The 17,909-nt window shown below is 73.1% G+C and carries 20 protein-coding genes, 1 pseudogene and 1 other annotated feature; of the genes and pseudogenes, 14 read left to right on the top strand and 7 right to left on the bottom strand.

The genetic code is table 11. The features are described from left to right. Positions 1-174 precede the first annotated feature (174 nt). From IN07_RS17480 to IN07_RS17470, 3 genes are read left to right on the top strand one after another with little or no spacing between them, the layout of a single operon-like run. Positions 175-738, top strand: a complete 564-nt coding sequence (locus IN07_RS17480) for an RNA polymerase sigma factor (RefSeq protein ID WP_036337929.1) — start codon at positions 175-177, stop codon at positions 736-738. Then, entirely contained in the window at positions 735-1,013 is a 279-nt protein-coding gene (locus IN07_RS17475; RefSeq protein WP_036337926.1) for a zf-HC2 domain-containing protein, read from the top strand. Before IN07_RS17480 ends, IN07_RS17475 begins: the two co-directional genes overlap by 4 nt. Then, positions 1,010-2,527 (top strand): dihydrolipoyl dehydrogenase family protein, encoded by a 1,518-nt coding sequence (locus IN07_RS17470; RefSeq protein WP_052091424.1) that lies wholly within the window; start codon positions 1,010-1,012, stop codon positions 2,525-2,527. The genes IN07_RS17475 and IN07_RS17470 overlap by 4 nt, the downstream gene beginning before the upstream one ends. On the opposite strand, the gene IN07_RS17465 is transcribed toward IN07_RS17470, so the two are convergent. Continuing rightward, entirely contained in the window at positions 2,481-3,107 is a 627-nt protein-coding gene (locus IN07_RS17465) for a CDP-alcohol phosphatidyltransferase family protein (RefSeq protein WP_036337923.1), read from the bottom strand. The two genes, IN07_RS17470 and IN07_RS17465, sit on opposite strands and share 47 nt — an antisense overlap. A 174-nt stretch (positions 3,108-3,281) precedes the next feature. Here IN07_RS17465 and IN07_RS17460 point away from each other — a divergent pair, with 174 nt between their 5' ends. Genes IN07_RS17460 through IN07_RS17445 form a run of 4 tightly spaced genes read left to right on the top strand, consistent with a single transcriptional unit; the run spans position 3,282 to position 7,340 of the window. Beyond that, positions 3,282-4,535 (top strand): ABC transporter substrate-binding protein, encoded by a 1,254-nt coding sequence (locus IN07_RS17460; RefSeq protein ID WP_036337920.1) that lies wholly within the window; start codon positions 3,282-3,284, stop codon positions 4,533-4,535. Next, positions 4,532-5,443, top strand: a complete 912-nt coding sequence (locus tag IN07_RS17455) for an ABC transporter permease (RefSeq protein ID WP_231558447.1) — start codon at positions 4,532-4,534, stop codon at positions 5,441-5,443. The genes IN07_RS17460 and IN07_RS17455 overlap by 4 nt, the downstream gene beginning before the upstream one ends. After that, a complete protein-coding gene (locus IN07_RS17450) occupies positions 5,440-6,234 on the top strand; it encodes an ABC transporter permease (RefSeq protein WP_052091423.1) in 795 nt (264 codons plus the stop codon). Before IN07_RS17455 ends, IN07_RS17450 begins: the two co-directional genes overlap by 4 nt. Further along, entirely contained in the window at positions 6,231-7,340 is a 1,110-nt protein-coding gene (locus IN07_RS17445) for an ABC transporter ATP-binding protein (RefSeq protein WP_052091422.1), read from the top strand. Before IN07_RS17450 ends, IN07_RS17445 begins: the two co-directional genes overlap by 4 nt. Here IN07_RS17445 and IN07_RS17440 read toward each other — a convergent pair. Beyond that, positions 7,317-8,669 carry a radical SAM domain-containing protein gene (locus tag IN07_RS17440; RefSeq protein ID WP_231558446.1) on the bottom strand — a complete coding sequence of 451 codons (1,353 nt, stop codon included), beginning with the start codon at positions 8,667-8,669 and terminating at the stop codon, positions 7,317-7,319. The two genes, IN07_RS17445 and IN07_RS17440, sit on opposite strands and share 24 nt — an antisense overlap. Before the next feature lie 543 nt (positions 8,670-9,212). Between IN07_RS17440 and IN07_RS17435 the strand changes: the two genes are divergently transcribed. The 4 genes from IN07_RS17435 (at position 9,213) to IN07_RS17420 (ending at position 12,069) form a co-directional block, all read left to right on the top strand. Next, on the top strand, positions 9,213-9,701 hold the full coding sequence (locus IN07_RS17435; RefSeq protein ID WP_052091420.1) for a vitamin K epoxide reductase family protein: 489 nt from the start codon (positions 9,213-9,215) through the stop codon (positions 9,699-9,701). Positions 9,702-9,712: 11 nt separating this feature from the next. Beyond that, positions 9,713-10,558, top strand: a complete 846-nt coding sequence (locus IN07_RS17430; RefSeq protein ID WP_052091432.1) for an alpha/beta fold hydrolase — start codon at positions 9,713-9,715, stop codon at positions 10,556-10,558. Then, positions 10,548-11,321 carry a hypothetical protein gene (locus IN07_RS17425; protein ID WP_036337917.1) on the top strand — a complete coding sequence of 258 codons (774 nt, stop codon included), beginning with the start codon at positions 10,548-10,550 and terminating at the stop codon, positions 11,319-11,321. The genes IN07_RS17430 and IN07_RS17425 overlap by 11 nt, the downstream gene beginning before the upstream one ends. A gap of 76 nt (positions 11,322-11,397) precedes the next feature. Beyond that, positions 11,398-12,069, top strand: coding sequence for a haloacid dehalogenase type II (locus tag IN07_RS17420; RefSeq protein ID WP_036337914.1), 672 nt, complete (start codon positions 11,398-11,400; stop codon positions 12,067-12,069). A gap of 7 nt (positions 12,070-12,076) precedes the next feature. Here the strand turns inward: IN07_RS17420 and IN07_RS26760 are convergent, their stop codons facing one another. The 5 genes and pseudogenes from IN07_RS26760 to IN07_RS17395 all read right to left on the bottom strand — a co-directional run bounded on the left by IN07_RS26760 (position 12,077) and on the right by IN07_RS17395 (position 15,614). Further along, positions 12,077-12,472: a DUF427 domain-containing protein gene (locus tag IN07_RS26760; RefSeq protein ID WP_407937440.1), complete on the bottom strand. Its 396-nt coding sequence runs from the start codon at positions 12,470-12,472 to the stop codon at positions 12,077-12,079. Positions 12,473-12,493: 21 nt separating this feature from the next. After that, positions 12,494-12,607, bottom strand: a pseudogene (locus IN07_RS26755) (DUF427 domain-containing protein); the annotation flags it as partial. 21 nt (positions 12,608-12,628) lie between these two features. Next, positions 12,629-13,863 (bottom strand): IS3 family transposase gene (locus IN07_RS17410; protein ID WP_231558445.1). Its coding sequence is split into 2 segments (ribosomal slippage): positions 12,629-13,584 and positions 13,584-13,863, totalling 1,236 coding nucleotides; the frame shifts between segments, so codons are not numbered across the junction. Next, positions 13,472-13,585, bottom strand: a sequence feature (AL1L pseudoknot). Its footprint overlaps the gene before it by 114 nt. Beyond that, entirely contained in the window at positions 13,790-14,518 is a 729-nt protein-coding gene (locus tag IN07_RS26480) for a DUF427 domain-containing protein (protein ID WP_231558444.1), read from the bottom strand. Before IN07_RS26480 ends, IN07_RS17410 begins: the two co-directional genes overlap by 74 nt. Before the next feature lie 331 nt (positions 14,519-14,849). After that, entirely contained in the window at positions 14,850-15,614 is a 765-nt protein-coding gene (locus tag IN07_RS17395; protein ID WP_064972443.1) for a Crp/Fnr family transcriptional regulator, read from the bottom strand. A 177-nt stretch (positions 15,615-15,791) separates the two neighbouring features. On the opposite strand from IN07_RS17395, the gene IN07_RS17390 reads away from it, so the two are divergent. From IN07_RS17390 to IN07_RS17380, 3 genes are all read left to right on the top strand, one after another. After that, a complete protein-coding gene (locus tag IN07_RS17390; protein WP_231558443.1) occupies positions 15,792-16,256 on the top strand; it encodes a hypothetical protein in 465 nt (154 codons plus the stop codon). A 10-nt stretch (positions 16,257-16,266) separates the two neighbouring features. Then, positions 16,267-16,572, top strand: a complete 306-nt coding sequence (locus IN07_RS17385) for a thioredoxin domain-containing protein (RefSeq protein ID WP_197058524.1) — start codon at positions 16,267-16,269, stop codon at positions 16,570-16,572. Between the two features lie 209 nt (positions 16,573-16,781). Next, a partial coding sequence (locus IN07_RS17380) for an NAD(P)/FAD-dependent oxidoreductase (RefSeq protein ID WP_036337904.1) occupies positions 16,782-17,909 on the top strand: 1,128 nt, incomplete at its 3' end.

Genomic DNA, 17,909 nt, shown 5'->3' with positions numbered 1-17,909 from the left:
CCAGGAGCCGCCCGGGGCGGGCGTCGATGTCGGCGTCGCTCCGCGCGCCCAGCCGCCGCGCTAGGGCCACTGCCTCGGGAGGCGAGGAGGCGGGAAGCGGGAAGCGGATCGAGCCCATGGCTGCCATCCTGGGCATCCGGGAACACCGCGTCGTCCCCGCCGGGTTCCTGCAGCATGTCCTCTGCGCCGGCCGATCCCGCCGCGGAACGGGCTGAGCTGTTCCGGGTGCATGTCGAGCCGGAGCTCGAGGTGCTGCTCCGGGTGGCCCGCACCCTGACCGGGTCCTGGGCCGAGGCGGAGGACCTCACCCAGGAAACCCTGATCCGGGCCTGGCGTGCGCTGGACCGCTTCGATGGCGCCCACCCGCGCGCGTGGCTGCTGACGATCTTGCGGCACACGAACGTGAACATGCACCGCAGGCGTCGACCGGATCCCGTCGAGGACACCGCCATCCTGCCGGGAGCACGGCCGGCGTTCGGCGCGGTGACCGAGCCCAGCCCAGAGGAGCAGATCGTGCTGCAGATCCTGCCCGACGACCTCGAGCGGGCCGTCGACAGCCTGGACCCGAAGTTCCAGACGGTGCTCGTGCTCGTGGACGTCAACGGTCTGACCTACGCCGAGGTGGCCGGGCTGCTCGACGTTCCGCTCGGCACGGTGATGTCCCGCCTGAGCCGGGCGCGCCAGCGGGTGCGCGCCCATCTGCGCGCCCATGCCCGGCCCGAAGGGAGCCTGCGGTGATCACCGGCCTGCGCAGGATGCTGTCTTGCCACTTCACCGCCAAGCGCCTTCAGCGCTACCTCGACGCCGACCCCTCGGCCCCGCTGGACCCCGGCGAGATCCGCCGCCTGGAAGCCCACCTGACCGAGTGCGACCGCTGTGCCTCCGCGGCCGAGGACTTCCGGTCGATGCGCTGGGCGATGCTGCGCCTGTCCCAGCTCGTCGGCCCCGACCCGGCCGCGGTGGCACGCCTGCACCGCACCGTCGACCAACTGCTCGAGGAGGACCACCGATGACCACGTCAGCCTTCGATGACACCCGCTGGGACCTGCTGGTCATCGGCGGCGGCACAGCCGGCCTCGTCGGCGCGAAGACAGCCGCGGGCCTGGGCGCCCGGGTCCTGCTGGTCGAGCGGCACCGCACCGGCGGCGACTGCCTGTGGACCGGCTGCGTGCCTTCCAAGTCACTGCTGGCGTCCGCGGCTGCGGCGGCCGACGCCCGGGCCGCGGACCGTCTCGGGGTGGACGTCGAGGGCGTGCGGGTCGACTTCAGCCGAGTGATGGCCCACGTCCGCGCCGCCATCGACGTCATCGCCCCGAGTGACTCCCCCGCCTCGCTCGAGGCCGCTGGCGTGCACGTGCTGACCGGCACTGCATGCCTCACCGGACCGGATACCGCTGACGTCGAGGGCCGGACGGTGCGGTTCCGGCAGGCCCTCCTGGCCTCCGGCGCCACCCCCGCCGTCCCTCCGATCCCGGGGCTGGATCCTGCGGCCCTGCTGACCAGCGACACCGTCTGGGACCTCCAGGAGCTGCCCACCCGACTGGCCGTGCTGGGCGGCGGACCGATCGGCTGCGAACTGGCTCAGGCCTTCGCCCGCCTCGGCGCCGAGGTCACCCTGGTCGAGGGCGCCGACCAGATCCTGAGCAAGGAGGCTCCGGACGCCGCCGAGATCGTCGCCCGCGCCCTGGCCGCCGACGGGGTCCGGCTCCTCCTCGGCCAGCCGGTGACGAAGGTCGTGCACTCCGATCGGGGTGGCCAACTCCTGCTCGCCGACGGCGATGCCGTGGCCTTCGATCAACTGCTGGTGGCCGTGGGCCGGAAGCCGAGCACCGCCCACCTGAGCTGCGCCGCGGCCGGCGTCGACCTCGCCGACGACGGCACCATCGTGGTTGACGCGCACCTGCGCGCCTCCAACCCGCGGATCTGGGCGGCCGGCGATCTCACCGGCCACCCACAGTTCACCCATACCGCGGGGGTGCACGGCAGCCTGGCGGCCGGCAACGCCGTGCTAGGCCTGCGTCGTCGCGTCGACCCGGTCGTGCCCCGCGTGACGTTCACCTCCCCGGAGGTCGCCGCTGTCGGCGTCGACTCGGCCAGCCCGCCCGCCGGCTGCACGGTGCAGCGGGAGGGCCACGCCGACGTGGACCGGGCGGTCGCGGAAGACCAGACGTCCGGGTTCACCGACCTGGTCCTGGACAGCCGCGGCCGCCTGGTCGGCGCCACGGTCGTCGGCCCGCGGGCCGGGGAGACCTTGGCGGAGCTGACCCTGGCGATCCGGCACGGCATGCGGGCCTCGGCGGTGGCCGGCACCACGCACGCGTACCCCACCTACAGCGACGCTGTCTGGAACGCCACTGTGGCGACGGTCCGAGCTCGCCTGGCCCGGCCGGTCGCCTCCCGACTCACCGGTGTCGCGGTCAAGGCACGCCGGACCTGGCTCGACCTACGCCGTCCCCGCTGGGCGCGAAGCCCCCTTCAGCTCACCTCAGCGACCGGTATCCGGCCACCATCCGCTGGCCAGCGCTGAGCAGGACGACCATCGCCCAGACTGCGGCGATCGGCCAGGCCAGGTCCGGGAACAACAGCCACAGCGCGTGCACGACCACGGTCTCGGTCCCCTCGGCCAGGCCACCGAGGAAGGACAGCGACCGGCCGTCGTCGAGCCGACGACCGGACCGCTCAGCGATGGAGGAGAAGGCCAGGAACGCGGCACCGTTCAGGTAGTAGGCCAGCAGCACCAGCAGGAACGGCCACCACGGCCCGTCACCGACCCCCGCGGTCCCGACCGCGACCCCGAGCACGGTGGTGCCGTAGACGGTGAAGTCGGCGGTGATGTCGAAGAAGCCACCGGCACCGGCGTCCGGTGCCCCTGTCCGGGCCTGGCGGCGACGAGCGAGCGGTCCGTCGAGGCCGTCCGCGAGCCGCGAGAGCAGCCACAGCACCAGCGCTGCCGCCCACTCCTGCGACGCTGCCGCCCCGGCCGAGCCCAGTCCCAGCACGAGCCCTGCGGCGGTGATCCGGTCGGGTGTGACCCACGGCCGGTCGATCACCGCAGCCAGCCGGCCCAGCGGGGGCTCCAGCACCCGGCGAACCGGTCCGTCCAGCAACTGGCGTCCTCCCGTTCGTCCACGACCGGCCGTTCGCCGCTGCTGGGGCACAGTCGATCATCGGCGATGACGCCGCGCCCGGTGGCGGGAAGCCGAGGAACGCCGGAGCGTGTTCCCGACACGCCTGGTCGCCGCGGCGACGGCCGAACCCACACCGACCCAGGAGGCCAGCCCATGACCCGACCGAGCAGCCGACCCCGTCGAGCCGGTCGCACGGCCGTCGGCCTGGCCATTCTGGCGCTGGTGACGGCGGCGTGTGCGGCGCCCGACAGCGCCGCACCCCAGGCAGAGGGCCGCTCGTTCGCCGACATCAGGGCGGCTGCGGACGGCCAGACCGTGTCGCTGTGGATGTACGGCGGCGATGAACAGGGCAACGCCTACGTCGACGACATCCTCGCTCCGGCGGCGGCCGAGCAGGGGGTGACGCTGCGGCGGGTCCCGGTCGCCGACACCGCCGACGCGGTCAACCGCATCCTCAGTGAGCGGCAGGCGGGTGTCACCGACGGCGACGTTGACCTGGTGTGGATCAACGGGGAGAACTTCGCCACCGGGCGACAAGCCGGCGCCTGGCTGTGCGGCTGGACCGGGATGCTGCCCAACATGGCGGGGACCGATCCCGATGATCCGTTGCTAACCACCGACTTCGGGACCCCCGTCGACGGATGCGAGGCCCCCTGGCACAAGGCCCAGTTCACCCTCGTCTACGACTCCGCGGCCGTCCCGGACCCACCCACGACGCTGCAGGGGGTCCTGGACTGGGCGCGGGCCAACCCGGGCCGGTTCACGTACCCGGCGCCCCCGGACTTCACCGGGTCGGCGTTCCTCCGCCAGGTCCTCTACGGCGTCTCCGGCGGACCGGAGGACGTGCCGCTGACCTACTCGCAGGACGCCTACGACGAGCTGACCCCGCGGCTCTTCGACACCCTGGCCGACCTCGCCCCGTTCCTCTGGCGGGGTGGGGACACCTATCCGCAGACCGGGGAGCAGCTGAACCAGCTGTTCGCCGACGGCGAGGTCGACATGACGATGACCTACGGGCCCGCCACGCTTCCCGACCTCGTCGCCGACGGGACCTACCCGCCCACCACCCGGGTCCTCACCCTGGACGAGGGCACGCTGGGCAACGCCAGCTTCCTCGCGATCCCCTCGACCTCCGGCGACCAGGAGGGGGCGATGGTCGTCGCCGACCTGGCGCTCTCCGCCGACCAGCAGCTGGCCAAGGCCCGGCCCGAGGTGTGGGGCCAGTTCACCGTCCTGGACCTGTCCCGCCTGGATGCTGGAGATCGTGCCGCGTTCGAGCAGCTGCCCGCCGCCGTGGTGCCCCCTTACGAGGAGCTGTCCCGCGGCGCCGACCCCGAGCTGTCCGCGGAGTGGGTGCCCCGGCTGGAGGAGGGATGGCGGCAGACGGTCCTCGCCGCCAACCCGTGACCGGCCTGCCGCTCGCTGCCCCAGGGCGCCGCACGCACACCGCGGGGCCGCTCCACACCGGCCGGTCCCGGCGCTCGCCGCGCCGGCGGGCGCTCTTGCTCATCCTGCCCGCGGTCGTCCCCACCGGCGCCGTCGTCCTGGCGGCCCTGACCTCGGCGCTGCTGAGCAGCCTCGGCCTCACCCCGCTGGTCGGGCAGCCCCGCCTGACGCTGGACCCCTGGCGAGCACCGACCGATCACCTGTGGACGGCCGCCGGCCTGTCCGTGGCGATCGCCACGGCCGCCACCGTCCTGGCGGCCCTCGTGGGGCTGGCCACGGCGCTGGCCATCACCGGCCGCCGGCGGTCCGGCCGACTGCTCGCCCTGCTCAGCTCGGCCACCATCCCGGTCCCGCACGTGGTAGGAGCAGCGGCGGTCGGGCTGCTCCTCGCCGACGCCGGCTTCCTCCCCCGCGTGCTGGGCGTCGAGACCGGCTGGCCACCGCTGGTGGGCGGGCGGTGGTGGATCGCCGTCGTCGCCGAGTACGCCTGGAAGGAGTCGGCGTTCATCGCCCTCGTGGTGTCCAGCGCGCTGGCCAGCCGGGTCGCCTCCTACCGCGACACCGCCATCGTGCTGGGAGCCCGGCCGTGGGCCCGGCTCCGCTACGTCACGCTGCCGCTGGCCGCACCAGCACTCGTCGCCTCGGCGGGCATCAGCTTCGTCTACGTCCTGGGGTCCTACGAGGTCGCCTGGCTGCTGGGCCGCCCGTCTCCCGAGCCGCTGCCGGTGCTGGCCTTCCGGCTCTTCACCTCCCTCGAGCTGACCGCCCGCCCGGAGGCCGCGGCCGTCGCGGTGGCGACCGCGGCGCTGGCACTCGCCGCCGTGGCCGTCGCCGCAGCGGCACTGCGCCGCATGGAGGGCTGGCGGTGACGCTCGGCGCCCGGCGCCTGCTCCCGGGGCTGGCCCTGCTCCTGCTGGCGGCCTGGTTCGTCCTGCCCCTGGTCCCCCTCGCACTGTGGGGGCTCGCCGACCGCTGGTCGGCTCCGGCGGTCCTGCCGCAGGAGTGGGGCCTGTCCGGCGTGGCCGAGGCGGCGGAGCAGGGCGCCGGTTCCGGTGTCGTCGGCTCGCTGGCCCTCGGTGGGCTGGTGGCGATGCTCGCGACCCCGCTCGGCGCCCTCGCCGGACGGGCGCTGGCGTCCCGCCATCTGCCCGCCTCCGTGCTGGTCGGCGCAGTGCTGCTCAGCCCGCTTGTGGTGCCCCCGTTCGTCGTGGCGATGGGGTTCGACGTCCTGCTCCTGCGGCTTGCAGTCCCGGCCTGGGCGGGGGTGGTCCTGCTGCTGACCGTCGCGGCCCTGCCCTACACCACCTACGTGATGCGCACGGCCTACGGCGGCTACGACCAGGGGTTCGACGACGAGGCGCGCACCCTCGGCGCCTCCCCCCGGCAGGTGGTGCGCCTGGTCCAGGTCCCGGTCCTGACCCCGGCGCTCGCCGCCGCCGCGTTCCTTGCGTTCCTCGTGGGCTGGAGCGACTACGTGGTGACCGTGCTCGTCGGCGGTGGCCGCCTGGTCACCCTGCCGCTGCTGGTGGCCTCGGCCACGTCCGCGGTCGGCAACGAGGCCCAGGTCGCCGCACTGTCCCTCCTGGCCGTGCTGCCACCGCTGGCCTTGCTGCTCATCGTCGCCGCGATCGGCCGCCGGGGCCGGAAGGTGCGGGCGTGAACGGCTACCTGCGGCTGACCGGCGTGTCCCTGCGGTACGGGCCGCAGCAGGAACCGGCGCTCGACGAGGTCGACCTCGAGGTCCCGGCCGGCTCCAGCGTCGCGATCCTCGGCCCGTCGGGATCGGGCAAGAGCACCCTGCTGCGCGTGGCCGCCGGTCTGGAGGAACCGACCGCCGGATCGGTGACCCTCGACGATGTCGACCTGGCCGGTACCGCCGCGGAGAACCGCGGCATGGCCATGGTGTTCCAGCGCCCGCTGCTGTTCCCCCACCTCGACGTCACCGACAACGTCGCTTTCGCCGACCGGGTCCGGGGCGTCCCCCGCCGGGCCGCACGTCGGCGGGCGCGCGAGTTCCTCGAGCTCGTGCAGCTGGCCGGCTTCGAGCGCCGAACACCCCGATCGCTGTCCGGCGGGCAGGAGCAGCGGGTCGCGCTGGCGCGGGCGCTGGCCGCCGAACCGCGGGTGCTGTTGCTGGACGAGCCGTTCAGCGCGCTGGACGCCGGGCTGCGCGAGGAGATGTACGAGCTGCTCGACGAACTGCGGCTGCGGTTGTCCCCCACGATCCTGCTGGTCACCCACGATCACCGGGAGGCCGACGCGCTGGGCGACACCGTCGCGGTGCTCGACGGCGGCCGGCTGCTCCAGTCCGGTCCGATGCGTCAGCTGTACACCCGCCCGGCCTCGCTGGCGGTCAGCCGGCTGCTGGGCGGCCGCAACGAGATCGCCGGCGAGGTGCGCGGCGGCTGGCACCACTCCCCCCTCGGCGTGTTCCGGGTGGCGACGTCTGTGGCCGACGGGCCCGGCGTCCTGCTGATCCGCCAGGAGGCGGTTGAGTTGACCGGAGCCGACGCCGACGCCGTCGGAACCGTCGTCCGCGTCCGGCGCCGGGGGCCGCGGGCCCTGGTCACCGTCGAGGTCGGTGGCCCTGACCGCCCCGGTACCGCGCGGGTCACCGCGGAGCTCGGGCCGGGGCTGCAGCTCGAGGTCGGCAGGGACGTCGGCCTGCGGCTGCCGGCGGAAGCGCTGGCCGTGGTCGCCGGGAACGCCCGCCAGGACGGCGTCGAGGCCGATCCCGTCGAGTCAGTCGATGACGGTCAGCGGTAGGAGACGGCGCAGCCGGGCGTTCTCCTCGACGTCGAGAACCGAGTGCTGGGCGCACGCCGGCACGAGCTGCCCGGTCTCGGGGTGGGCCATCGTGTACGTGCAGGCGGCCAGCCGCTCCTGGGTCGCCAGCAGTTCCGGGTCCTCGGCCGCGACGCCGCGCTGCATCAGATCCCAGGCGGGGGCGACCTGCGCGGCGTCCATGAAGCTGTGGACCTCGAAGGTCATCGGCCGCAGGGTGCGACGACGTGCCGCCCCGACGAGCCGCCGGAGGCCGCCCGCCCGGCCCACCGTGCGAGCGGCCCACCGCAGCGCGACGCCGACGTCACCCGGGTGGCGACGCAGCACCCGCAGCAGTTTGAGCGCCAGAAGTGCCGGGGGCGTGCCGGTGAACGCCACCCCGCCGAAGTGGTCGTAGAAACGGTCGCGGGCGTGCAGGTCCCGGTCATCCGTGGGCTGGAGGAACGACACCCAGGAGCCGTCGACGAGGAACCCGAACGCCGTCCGGTTGCACCGGGGATCACCGAACTGCACGCCCTCCCACGGCACGCGGTGGCCAACCGCCTCCTCCAGGGCGTCCCAGACCGCGCCGATGCTGACCTGCCGGTAGTCCTCCCGCCAGCGGCGGGCGTCACCGACGTGGGCGGCCGGCTGGAACGACATCATCGAATAGCCCATCGGCAGCACCGCGCGCACCGTCTCCGCCACCTCCCCCAGGTTGGCCGGGGTGACGGTCATGTTGTGGGCCAGGTAGTACCGCAGCCCGGTCTCGGCCCGCACGTCGCGGAACATCTGCACGAAGCGCTGCCGGAACGGGTGCAACTCGGCCTCCGTACGCGGCCGCACCGCGCCCCGCCGGCCGCGCATCAGCATGTCGAAGTGCGCGGCGAAGCTCACCCGCCGAAGCCGCAGCCGCCCCCGCTCGTCCTGCACGAGTGCGCGGAGATGGTCGGCGTCGAAGTCCCCGTGGGTCATCGACATCGGCTCGCGGCCGTGCGCCCGCATGCGCAACAGCGCCGCGGCATGGTCGTCCGGTGCCAGCAGGCTGACCTCGCCACCGATGAGCTGGGCGTGCGCGTACGGGCCACGCCGCTGCCGCAGGTAGGCCATCTGGGCGTCGACCTCCGCGACAGTGTGCTCGCCGTCGACCCGGACCTTGTTGGCGTCTGCCGAGTGGTAGCACGGAGTACAGGTGAGGTTGCACTTGGGGAAGACGCCGTGCGTGCCCTCGCAGCCGACCGCGTGCCGGCCCAGGGTCTGCGCCGGCGTGCGCACTGCCAGGGGCAGCGCTGCCCACCGTTCCCGCAGCACCCGGGCCGTGTCTGGGTGCACCGGTCGGGTCAGCTCCTCCCAGCCCCTGAGCCGTGCGCGCAACCCCATCGAGATCCTCCATCCGCCCCGCCGGCCACCCGGGCTCGACCGGCCCGGATGCCCAGGAAACCCCTCGACCGGGCCGTCGGCATCCCGACCGGTCGGACATCGTCCGGCGGGGTGGTCGGGCGCGGGCGACGAGGTGTGGCAGGCAACGCTCAACGCCACGTCTCGACGCCGAGTGACGCGACACCGAGCTGACCGAGGTGTCGGTGCCCGTCGCGTCAAGCTCCTCCCGACCCACTTCGATCCCCCCGTGGAGATCGACCCGGCCTCCGATCGCGCCCGCGCTCCGACCCGGACAGCCGGCTGGCCGCCGGAAGTGCACCGTTTCGGTGAGTTTTCAGGGGGCCGGCCGGGCATGGCAGGAGTCAGACCCCGATCAGAGGAGGAACCGACATGCGCACGACCACGGGAAGACCGCACCCGGCCGGACCGCCGGCGGCGTCCGTCCGGCCACGGTCCGGAGGGATCGGCCGGTCGAGCTCCCCTGCGGCCGAGCAGGTGAGTGACGACCTGCGGCGGGGCGCGGGCGACTTCCTCGAACAGCGCCGCCGGATCGCCGGGCTGACGTCCCTGGCCTCGGCCGCGCTGGGCGTCGTGGGGCTGTACCAGTTCGGGCTCATTCGCCGGGTGCCGGAACCGTCGCTGCCCTTCCTGGGCGCCGATGCGGTCGACGCCTCCGGCGAGGCGTACCAGGAGCTGAAGACGCCGGATGCCGCTCTGGGACTGGTCAGCGCCGGCATCACGCTGGTCCTGGCCGGCATGGGCGACCGCGACCGCGCCCGGACGCAGCCGTGGGTGCCGCTGGCGCTGGCCGCCAAGACCGCGGCGGACGCCGGCGGCGGCCTCTACCTGCTGGCCGAGCAGATCACCAAGCACCGCAAGGTCTGTTCCTGGTGCACCGTCGCCGCACTCGCGCAGCTCGCCACGCTGCCGATCGCGCTTCCCGAGGCCCGGACCGCACTGCGGCGCCTGCGCGGTCGGTCGTGAACGGTCTCGGCATGCACCTGCACGAGGAGCTCCTGGACGGCGAGCCGGTCCGCTGGTTCGAGCACGGGGACGGCGCCCCGGTCGTCCTCGTGCACGGCATCCCGACCTCGCCGCGGCTGTGGCGCCACGTGATGCCGCTGGTGCGTGGACGTTCCCTCGCGCTGGAGATGGTCGGGTACGGCAGCTCCATTCCCGACGGGGAAGGACACGATCTCGGCCTGGCCGCTCAGGCCGACCGGCTGCTGCGCTGGCTGGACATGGTCGGCGTCGAGGCACCGGTCCTGGTCGGGCACGACCTCGGCGGCGGGGTGGCGCAGATTGCCGCCGTCCGGGCGCCCGGCCGGTTCTCCGGCCTCGTGCTCACCAACGCGGTCAGCTACGACTCCTGGCCCATCCCCAGCGTCAAGGCCATGCAGCGCGGGGCGCCGGTCCTGCGGTACCTGCCCGAGACCGTGCTCTACCCCTCGTTCGTCCAGCTGATCCACCGCGGCCACGACGACCGCGCGCGGGCGCTGGAGTCCATCGGGGTGCACTGGCAGCACTACGTCGCCCACGGCGCCGCCCGCAGCCTGATGCGGCAGGTCAGCGCGCTCCGGGTCGAGGACACCATCGCCATCAGCGATCAACTGCCCTCCCTCGGCCTGCCCGCCCGGGTCGTCTGGGGTGACGCGGACCAGTTCCAGAAGATCGAGTACGGCCGCCGCCTCGCCGCCGACCTCGGCACCACGCTCCAGCCCATTCCGGGCGGGAAGCACTTCACGCCCGAGGACCATCCGGAGGTGGTCGCCGCGGCCGTCAACGAGCTGCTCAAGGCGACCGATGCCGCGCCGGGACGAGAGCGTTCCGATGAGGAGTGACGTCGACGGGTTCGTCGGTTACCCGATGGTCGAAGAGGCGGAGGCGACAGGTGCCGTCGCCGCCGTCTACGCCCAGCTTCTGCAGGGCATGCCGTTCGTGCCGAGCCTGTTCAAGTCGCTGGCGCTGTGCCCCGGCTACCTCGTACTGGCCTACGAGCAGGCCACCGGCGTGCTGCCGGAGCCGGCGTTCAGCGCGACCGCGGAGCGCCTGGTCTCCTCCGTGCGGGAGGCCGGGACAGCACCGGAGGATTCCGAGGCCCGGAACGCGCTGGCCGAGTTCGCCGGTCCGCTGAGCCGGATGCTGCTGCTGGCCGCCGGGCTGCACCTGGCGCTCGACGACGAACTGGACCTGCCGCCCGCACCCGGTCAGGCACCGGAGCCGCGCCCGGTGCACCCGCGCAGCCCCGCGCCGTCGCCCCAGGACGCCCCGGCGCCGGACCTCTACGGGGAGATCCGCGCAGCGCTGGAGACGCCCATCGTCAACAGCATCTGGCGCAGCCTGCGCGGGCGCGACCTGCTGGAAGCGGCGTGGGAGCACCTGGGCCCGCAGGTCCCCGGAACCAGAACGGCCGCTGGCGACCTGCAGCAGCGGGCGGTCGACGTCGCCAGGGGGTTGCCCTGGCGGGTGTCCGCCGGCCCCGAGGCGCTGGAGCGAGCCGGGCTCAGCGACGCCCGCCCCGGCATGGCGAACATCCTCGACGCCTACCTCACCACGCTGCCCCGGGTCTTGGTGCTCGTCGCCTCCAGCACCGACGACGAATGACACCGCCCCGCCGACCTGCCGTGCCCACCCGCCGCGCATCCGCCGAGTTCTGTCGACCGACCCCCGGGAGCCTGCAATGAACACTTCGCCGTCCGTCATCGTCTTCGACGTCAACGAGACCCTGTCCGACATGAGCCCGATGGCCCAGCGCTTCGAAGACGTCGGCGCTCCGGCGCAGCTGGCGAAGCTCTGGTTCGCGACCCTGCTGCGCGACGGGTTCGCCCTGACCGCCGCCGGCGCATCCCACCCGTTCGCCGAGCTGGCGGTCGACGCGCTGCGCACCGTGCTGTACGGCGTCGACCTCGAACGGGACACCGACGCCGCCGTCGACCACGTCATGAGCGGCTTCACCGAGCTCACCGTCCACCCCGACGTCCCCGACGGGATCCGGACCCTGCGTGCGTCGGGGCAGCGCCTGGTCACCCTGACCAACGGCTCGACGCAGGTGTCGGAACGGTTGCTCACCGACGCCGGCATCCGCGGCCAGTTCGAGGCGCTGCTGTCGGTGGAGGACGCCGGCATCTGGAAGCCGGCCCGCGGTGCCTACGAGTACGCCGCCCGGACCTGCGGGACGAAGCCGGCCGACATGGTGCTGGTCGCCGTCCACCCGTGGGACATCGACGGGGCCGCCCGAGCCGGCCTGACCACCGCATGGATCGATCGCAGCGGCTCGCCGTACCCGGCGAGCTTCACCCCTCCGTCGCTGCGCGCCAGCGACCTGACCGACCTCGCCGCGCAGCTGACCTGACGGCGGCTCAGGGCGAGACCTCCACCTCCACCGCGTCGCCGTCGAAGGACCGGTGGCCGGCGGCGGGCAGCGCCTCCAGCAGCGGCTCGGGATAGTGCCACGCCACGTCCTCGTGGCTCCGCCCGCCGACGACAGCGTGCTCGTAGCCCGCCACGCCCTTGTACGGGCAGACCGAGGTGGTCCCGCTCGGCACCAGGACACCGTCGCGCAGGTCGGACTCAGGCACGTACCAGCGCACCGGCATGCCGGTCTCCACGACGGCCACGGGCGCGCGGGTCTCGGCCACCACCTGCCCGTCGATCCGGATCGTCACCTGCCGGGACGAGCGCCGCGCGTCGACCCGGTGGAAGGGGTCACGCGGGTGGCCGATCTGCTCGTCGTCCTCGACCAGCCAGGTGTCCAACTTCTCGAAGTAGAAGGAGACCAGCCCGGCCAGCGGCGGGCAGCCGTCCACCGGGTCCGGATAGGACCAGGCCGCGTCCTCGACCCGGCGGCCGTCCACCTCCAGGTGCCAGTACTGGGCCTCGCCCTTGAACGGGCAGGTTGTCCCGCCCCGGGTTCAGTGGAGGTTCGGAACTGACGCAGCGACGGTAGTCGCCGCGGTGTTGTGCCGGTAGAAGTCGTCCTCGTGCTCGGCCGGTGGAACGAGGCCGATCTCGCCGTGCAGGCGTCGGTGGTTGAACCAGTCGATGTACTCAGCGACGGCGATCTCGAGGTCGTCGATGCTCTTCCAGGGGCCCTTGTTGCGGACCAGTTCGGCCTTGAACAGGGAGTTGAACGCCTCGGCCAGCGCGTTGTCGTAGCTGTCCCCGGTCGAGCCGACGGAGGCCACGGCGCCGGCCTCGGCGAGCCGCTGGGTGTAGCGCACCGCGACGTACTGAACGCCCTTGTCCGAGTGATGGACCAGCCCGTCGAGGTCGCGTCCGGCTCGGCGGCGGGTCCAGAGGCCCATCTCCAGCGCGTCGAGGGCAAGGTCGGTACGCAGCGACTTCGACAGCTGCCAGCCCACCACCCGGCGGGAGTAGACGTCGGTGACGAAGGCGGCGTAGACCCAGCCGGCGAAGGTCCGGCAGTAGGTGATGTCGGCAACCCACAGCTGGTCCGGGCCGGTCGCGGTGAACGCGCGTTCGACCAGGTCTGGGCGGGTGTCGGGCCCGGTGCCGGGCACGGTGGTCCGCGGACCTTTCGCCCGGGTGATGCCCTGCAGCCCGGCCGCGCGCATGAGTCGCTCGACTGTGCACCGGGCCACCGGATGGCCCTGCCGGCGCAGCTGGGCGTGGATCTTGCGCGCGCCGTAGACACCGAAGTTCTCCGCGTGCACCCGCTCGATCACCGCGGTAGTGCCCGCGTCGGTGACCGACCGCGCCGAGGGCCGCCTGGTCCGGTGCGCGTAGTAGGTGCTCGGGGCGATCTGCAGCTGTTCGCAGATCGGCTCGACCCCGTGCTCCTCCCGATGAGCGTCGATGAACTCGACGATCACCGCTGTGGGCGGTCGAGCTCCGCCGCGAAGAAAGCCGACGCGCTCTTCAGAATCGCGTTGGCGCGGCGCAGCTCGCGGTTCTCCCGCTCGAGCTCGGCCAGCCGGGTGGCGTCATCGGTCGTGGTGCCCGGCCGGTGGCCTTCGTCGATCTCGGCCTGGGTCACCCAGTTGCGCAGCGTCTCGGGGTTGATCCCCAGCTGATCGCCGATCCGCTTCAATGCCCCGGTCCGGGTCGCCGGGTCACGCCTGGCGTCGACCGCCAGCCGGATCGCCCGCTCCCGCAGCTCGTCGGGGTACTTCCTCGGTGCCGCCATGACTCTCATCCTCACGCGGATTGAGAGCCTCCATCAGACCCGGGGCGGGACAGGTGGTGCGCGTGTCGCTGGGTTCGAGCACGCCCGGCGCCAGGTCGGCCTCGGGCAGGTACCAGCGCGGCATCAGCCCGGTCTCGTGCAACATCATCGCGCCGGTCGTGTCCACCACGGTCTGCCCGCCGACCATGCCGCGGATGCGCTCCTCGAGTGGGTGCAGAAAGAGCGCATGCGCGGGCGCGACCGACCACAGGTCGGCGTTCAGCCGGCCCGCCGAGGGCCGCGCGAGAGGGCCGGTGCCGAGAGTCAGCGACATGACCCGACCGTAGGCGCGGCTTCCTCGCCCCACCAACCGGCTCCGCTCCGGCAGCCTCTCGCTCACCCGCCGCCTGCCCGCGGCATCTCCGCTGCCGACGCCGCCACCCCCATGCCGCTCCCAGCGCGACGGCAGGGGGAGCAGCGCATCCTGACCGACGGTCCCGTCCTGGTCGGCTGCGGCAGCAGAAAGGGCGTGCCGCAGCGGACCGGGGTGATCGGCCCACGGACTTCGGAAGAGGACGGTCCCGTCGGCGCCGACCAGGTATGCGGCGCCCGGTTTCGGATCCAGCAGCCGATGCAGCGTCCCGTCGACGTCGTCCACGGCCACGGCCACGGCCACGGGATGTCGTCCCGCTCGGCGTGGGCAAGAGCCTGCTCCGTCTTGGTGTCCATGTCGCGGGGCTGGACGTATCGGTCACCCGGATGGGCCTCCGCCCACCATCGATTGTCGGCAGGTCCAATGGCGGGAGGTTCCCTCGGGCTCGACTCCGCCCAGGAAGGCCCGGTCTTCGACGAGCAACCCCGCGTAGAACTGCGGGTGGGCGTACTCCGTCACAGTTCCTCCTCGGTCCGTCCATGGGTTCGGTACGTCCATGGGCGTCGTACCGCGAGAGCGGTCGGGGGAATCGAGGCCGGGCTGCCGATGCGGGTGCTTCGGGGGTTCCTCCGTCTCAGTGCCGTAGTGGCGCGTGGCCGTGCGCCGAGCTCTGTTCGCCGTGCTCGGCGACGGCGCGCAGCCCCTCGAGGTCGAGCACGACGATGCCTCCTCGGCGTAACCCGACCAGTCCGGTGGCGCGGAAGTCGCCCAGCAACTTCGTCGCGGTCTCGCGGGTGGTGCCCACCAACTCGGCGAGCTGCTCGTGGGTCAGGCGGATGTGCGGGCCGCGCTGGGGGAAGAGCCCTGTTTCCGGCGGCGCGGCGGTGGCCAGCCGGCACAGGACGCCGGCGACGCGCTGCGGCACCGTCTTGAGCACGGTGTCGGCCAGCCGCTGCTCCACTTCGGCCAACCGTCGGCCCAGCCCCGTGATCATGCGGGTGGCGATCCGGGTGTCGGACAGCAGCATGCTGCGGACGTCCTGCTCGCTCATGAGGCAGAGCACGCTGGGCTCGAGCGTCTCGGCGAAGCCCTCCCCCATCCGCTGGCCGATCAACTCCATCTCCCCGAACAGCGCGCCGGGTCCGAGGACGGCGAGTGTCAGGCGCCTGCCCTCGGGCGAGAGCCGGTAGATGCGCACCGACCCGACCTTGACGATGAAGAGAACCGGGCGCGGCTCGTGCGGCGACCACAGCAGCGTTCCCGCCGGCGCCGTACGCATCGGCGCGTGGGCCGCCAGGTCGGCCATCTCCTGGGGCGTGAGGTCCTGGAACACCTCGACCTCGGACAGGCAGAACACCGGGGTCATGGGAGACGGCGTGCTGCCGGCGTGCGCCGCCATCGTGCTCCCTTCCTGCGTCGGGGCCTACTGGCACGCCGGCCTGCGGTGGTCTGACCCGTGTCCACTGTGGCATCCAGGACCTGCGAGAAGTGTGCCCTGGATCACATACGGCAGCAGTGGCCGCTCTTAGCGTCGAGCTCGCCGGGCGACCGACGCCCGTCGAGTCAGGAGGACGAGATGCGCACGATGGCGAGTGCAACCACGGGCACGACGGCGCATAACGGTCGCGCAACCCTCATGCAAAGGGTCACCGCGGGCGTGGGCGGCGGCCTGGCCGGAGGTGTGGTCTTCGGCCTGATGATGCAGGCCATGGGCATGATGGGGATGATCGGGCAGCTGGTGGGAAGCACGTCCACGGCGGTGGCCTGGGTGGTCCACCTGGCGATCTCCGCCATCTTCGGCGCGGCGTTCGGAGCTGTGCTGGGCGGTCTCGTCAAGGGCCTGGGCAGCGGGGTCCTGATCGGCGCCGGTTACGGCGTCGTCCTCTGGGTGGTCGGTCCGCTGCTGCTCATGCCCGCCTTTCTGGGGATGCCGCTCTTCGTCGTCAACGAGACGGCGTTGACGAGCCTGCTCGGCCACGTGATCTTCGGCGTGGTGCTCGGCGCGGTGGCGGGCGTTCTGCTGCGCCGCCGCACGGCGTAGACGCCGGGCCGTGGCGGTGGCGGACGACCGGGAGCGACCGCAGCAACGTGCGACCCCGTCGGAAGGGTCGCTGCTGGAGGTCTACGTCACCGCCGGCTGCCTCGGGTGTGTACGAGCCCGGGAGCTCGTCGCTCACCTGCGCCGGACACGTCCCGGGGCCGCCGCCGAGACGATCGATCTCGATTGGTTGCCACCGGAGGCCCGCCCGGCCGGCCTCGTCGGCACGCCGACCTACCGGCTCGGTGGCCGGGTCCGGTGGCTGGGCAACCCCTCCACCGAAGAGCTGCTCGCTGCCTGGGACGAGGAGGTCGGATGAGATGGCGGGCGACCGGTGGGGCGAGCAGCGCGTCGAGGTCGGCGGTCGCGGCGATGGGAGTGGCGCGCCGGGCGAGCCAGACAAGAACAAGGATCTTCACGTCGCCCCGCTCTCCGTCGAGCTGACACACCACCAGCGAGCCCCGCGATGTCGGCCGATCCCGGGTGCGGCGCAGCCGGCGGACCGGCGGTGGCCTAGCGTCAGCGCTCATGGGACGTCGCGTGGTGGTCATCGGCGGGGACGCCGCAGGCGGCAGTGCCGCATCTCAGGCCACAAAGCGGCAGCCTGATCTCGACGTGGTGATGTTCGAGCGCGGCCGGGCGACCTCGTACTCCGCTTGCGGCATCCCGTACTGGATCGGCGGCACCGTGGGCAGTGAGGTCGAGCTCATCGCACGCACTCCCGACCAGCACCGCGCGGCCGGTGTCGACGTGCGGATGCGGACCGAGGTGACCGGCATCGATCTGGACCGACGCGTTGTCCTGTGGCGCGAGCTGGAGGGCGGGGGCGAGGGGATCGAGCCGTTCGATGAGCTCGTCTACGCCGCGGGCAGCGTGCCGATGCGCCCGCCGATACCGGGGATCGACGCCGCGGGGGTCTACGGGGTACAGGTCCTGGACGACGGTGTCGCCCTGCGCGCCGAGCTCGACAGCGGCCGGGTGCGGACCGTCGTCGTGGTGGGCGGCGGCTACATCGGCCTGGAGATCGCCGAGGCCTGCCAGGTCCGCGGCCTGCAGGTCACGGTCGTCGACCGCTCCGCCACGCCGGTCGGCACCTTCGATCCCGACATCGGGGAGTTCATCGCCGACGCGGTGCGCGGTGTGGGCATCGACCTGTTGCTCTCGGAGGCGGTCGTCGCCATCGACGTCGGTCCCGACGGGCGGGCCCGCGCGGTGATGACAGCGAGCGGCGGGGAGCTGCCCGCCGATCTGGTCGTGCTCGGGCTCGGCGTCCGGCCCAACATCCGGCTGGCCCAGGAGGCCGGCATCCCGCTCGGCACGTCCGGCGGTATCGCGGTGGACGCCCGCATGCGGACCCAGGTCGAGGGCGTGTGGGCCGCCGGGGACTGCGTCGAATCCCGCCACCGCCTCTCCGGCCAGCGGATGGTGGTGGCGCTCGGCACGCACGCCAACAAGCAGGGCCGCGTCGCGGGCATCAACATCGGCGGCGGGTACGCCACCTTCCCCGGCGTGATCGGCACCGCGATCACCAAGGTCTGCGACCTCGAGGTGGCCCGCACCGGCCTGTCGAGCGAGGAGGCGCTGGCGGCCGGCTACTCGTTCGTGACGGCCTCGGTGGACTCCACCACCAAGGCCGGCTATTTCCCCGGCTCCCGG

Source organism: Modestobacter caceresii, assembly GCF_000761485.1.
Classification (GTDB): domain Bacteria; phylum Actinomycetota; class Actinomycetes; order Mycobacteriales; family Geodermatophilaceae; genus Modestobacter; species Modestobacter caceresii.
This window is presented reverse-complemented; position numbering and strand designations above follow the sequence as displayed.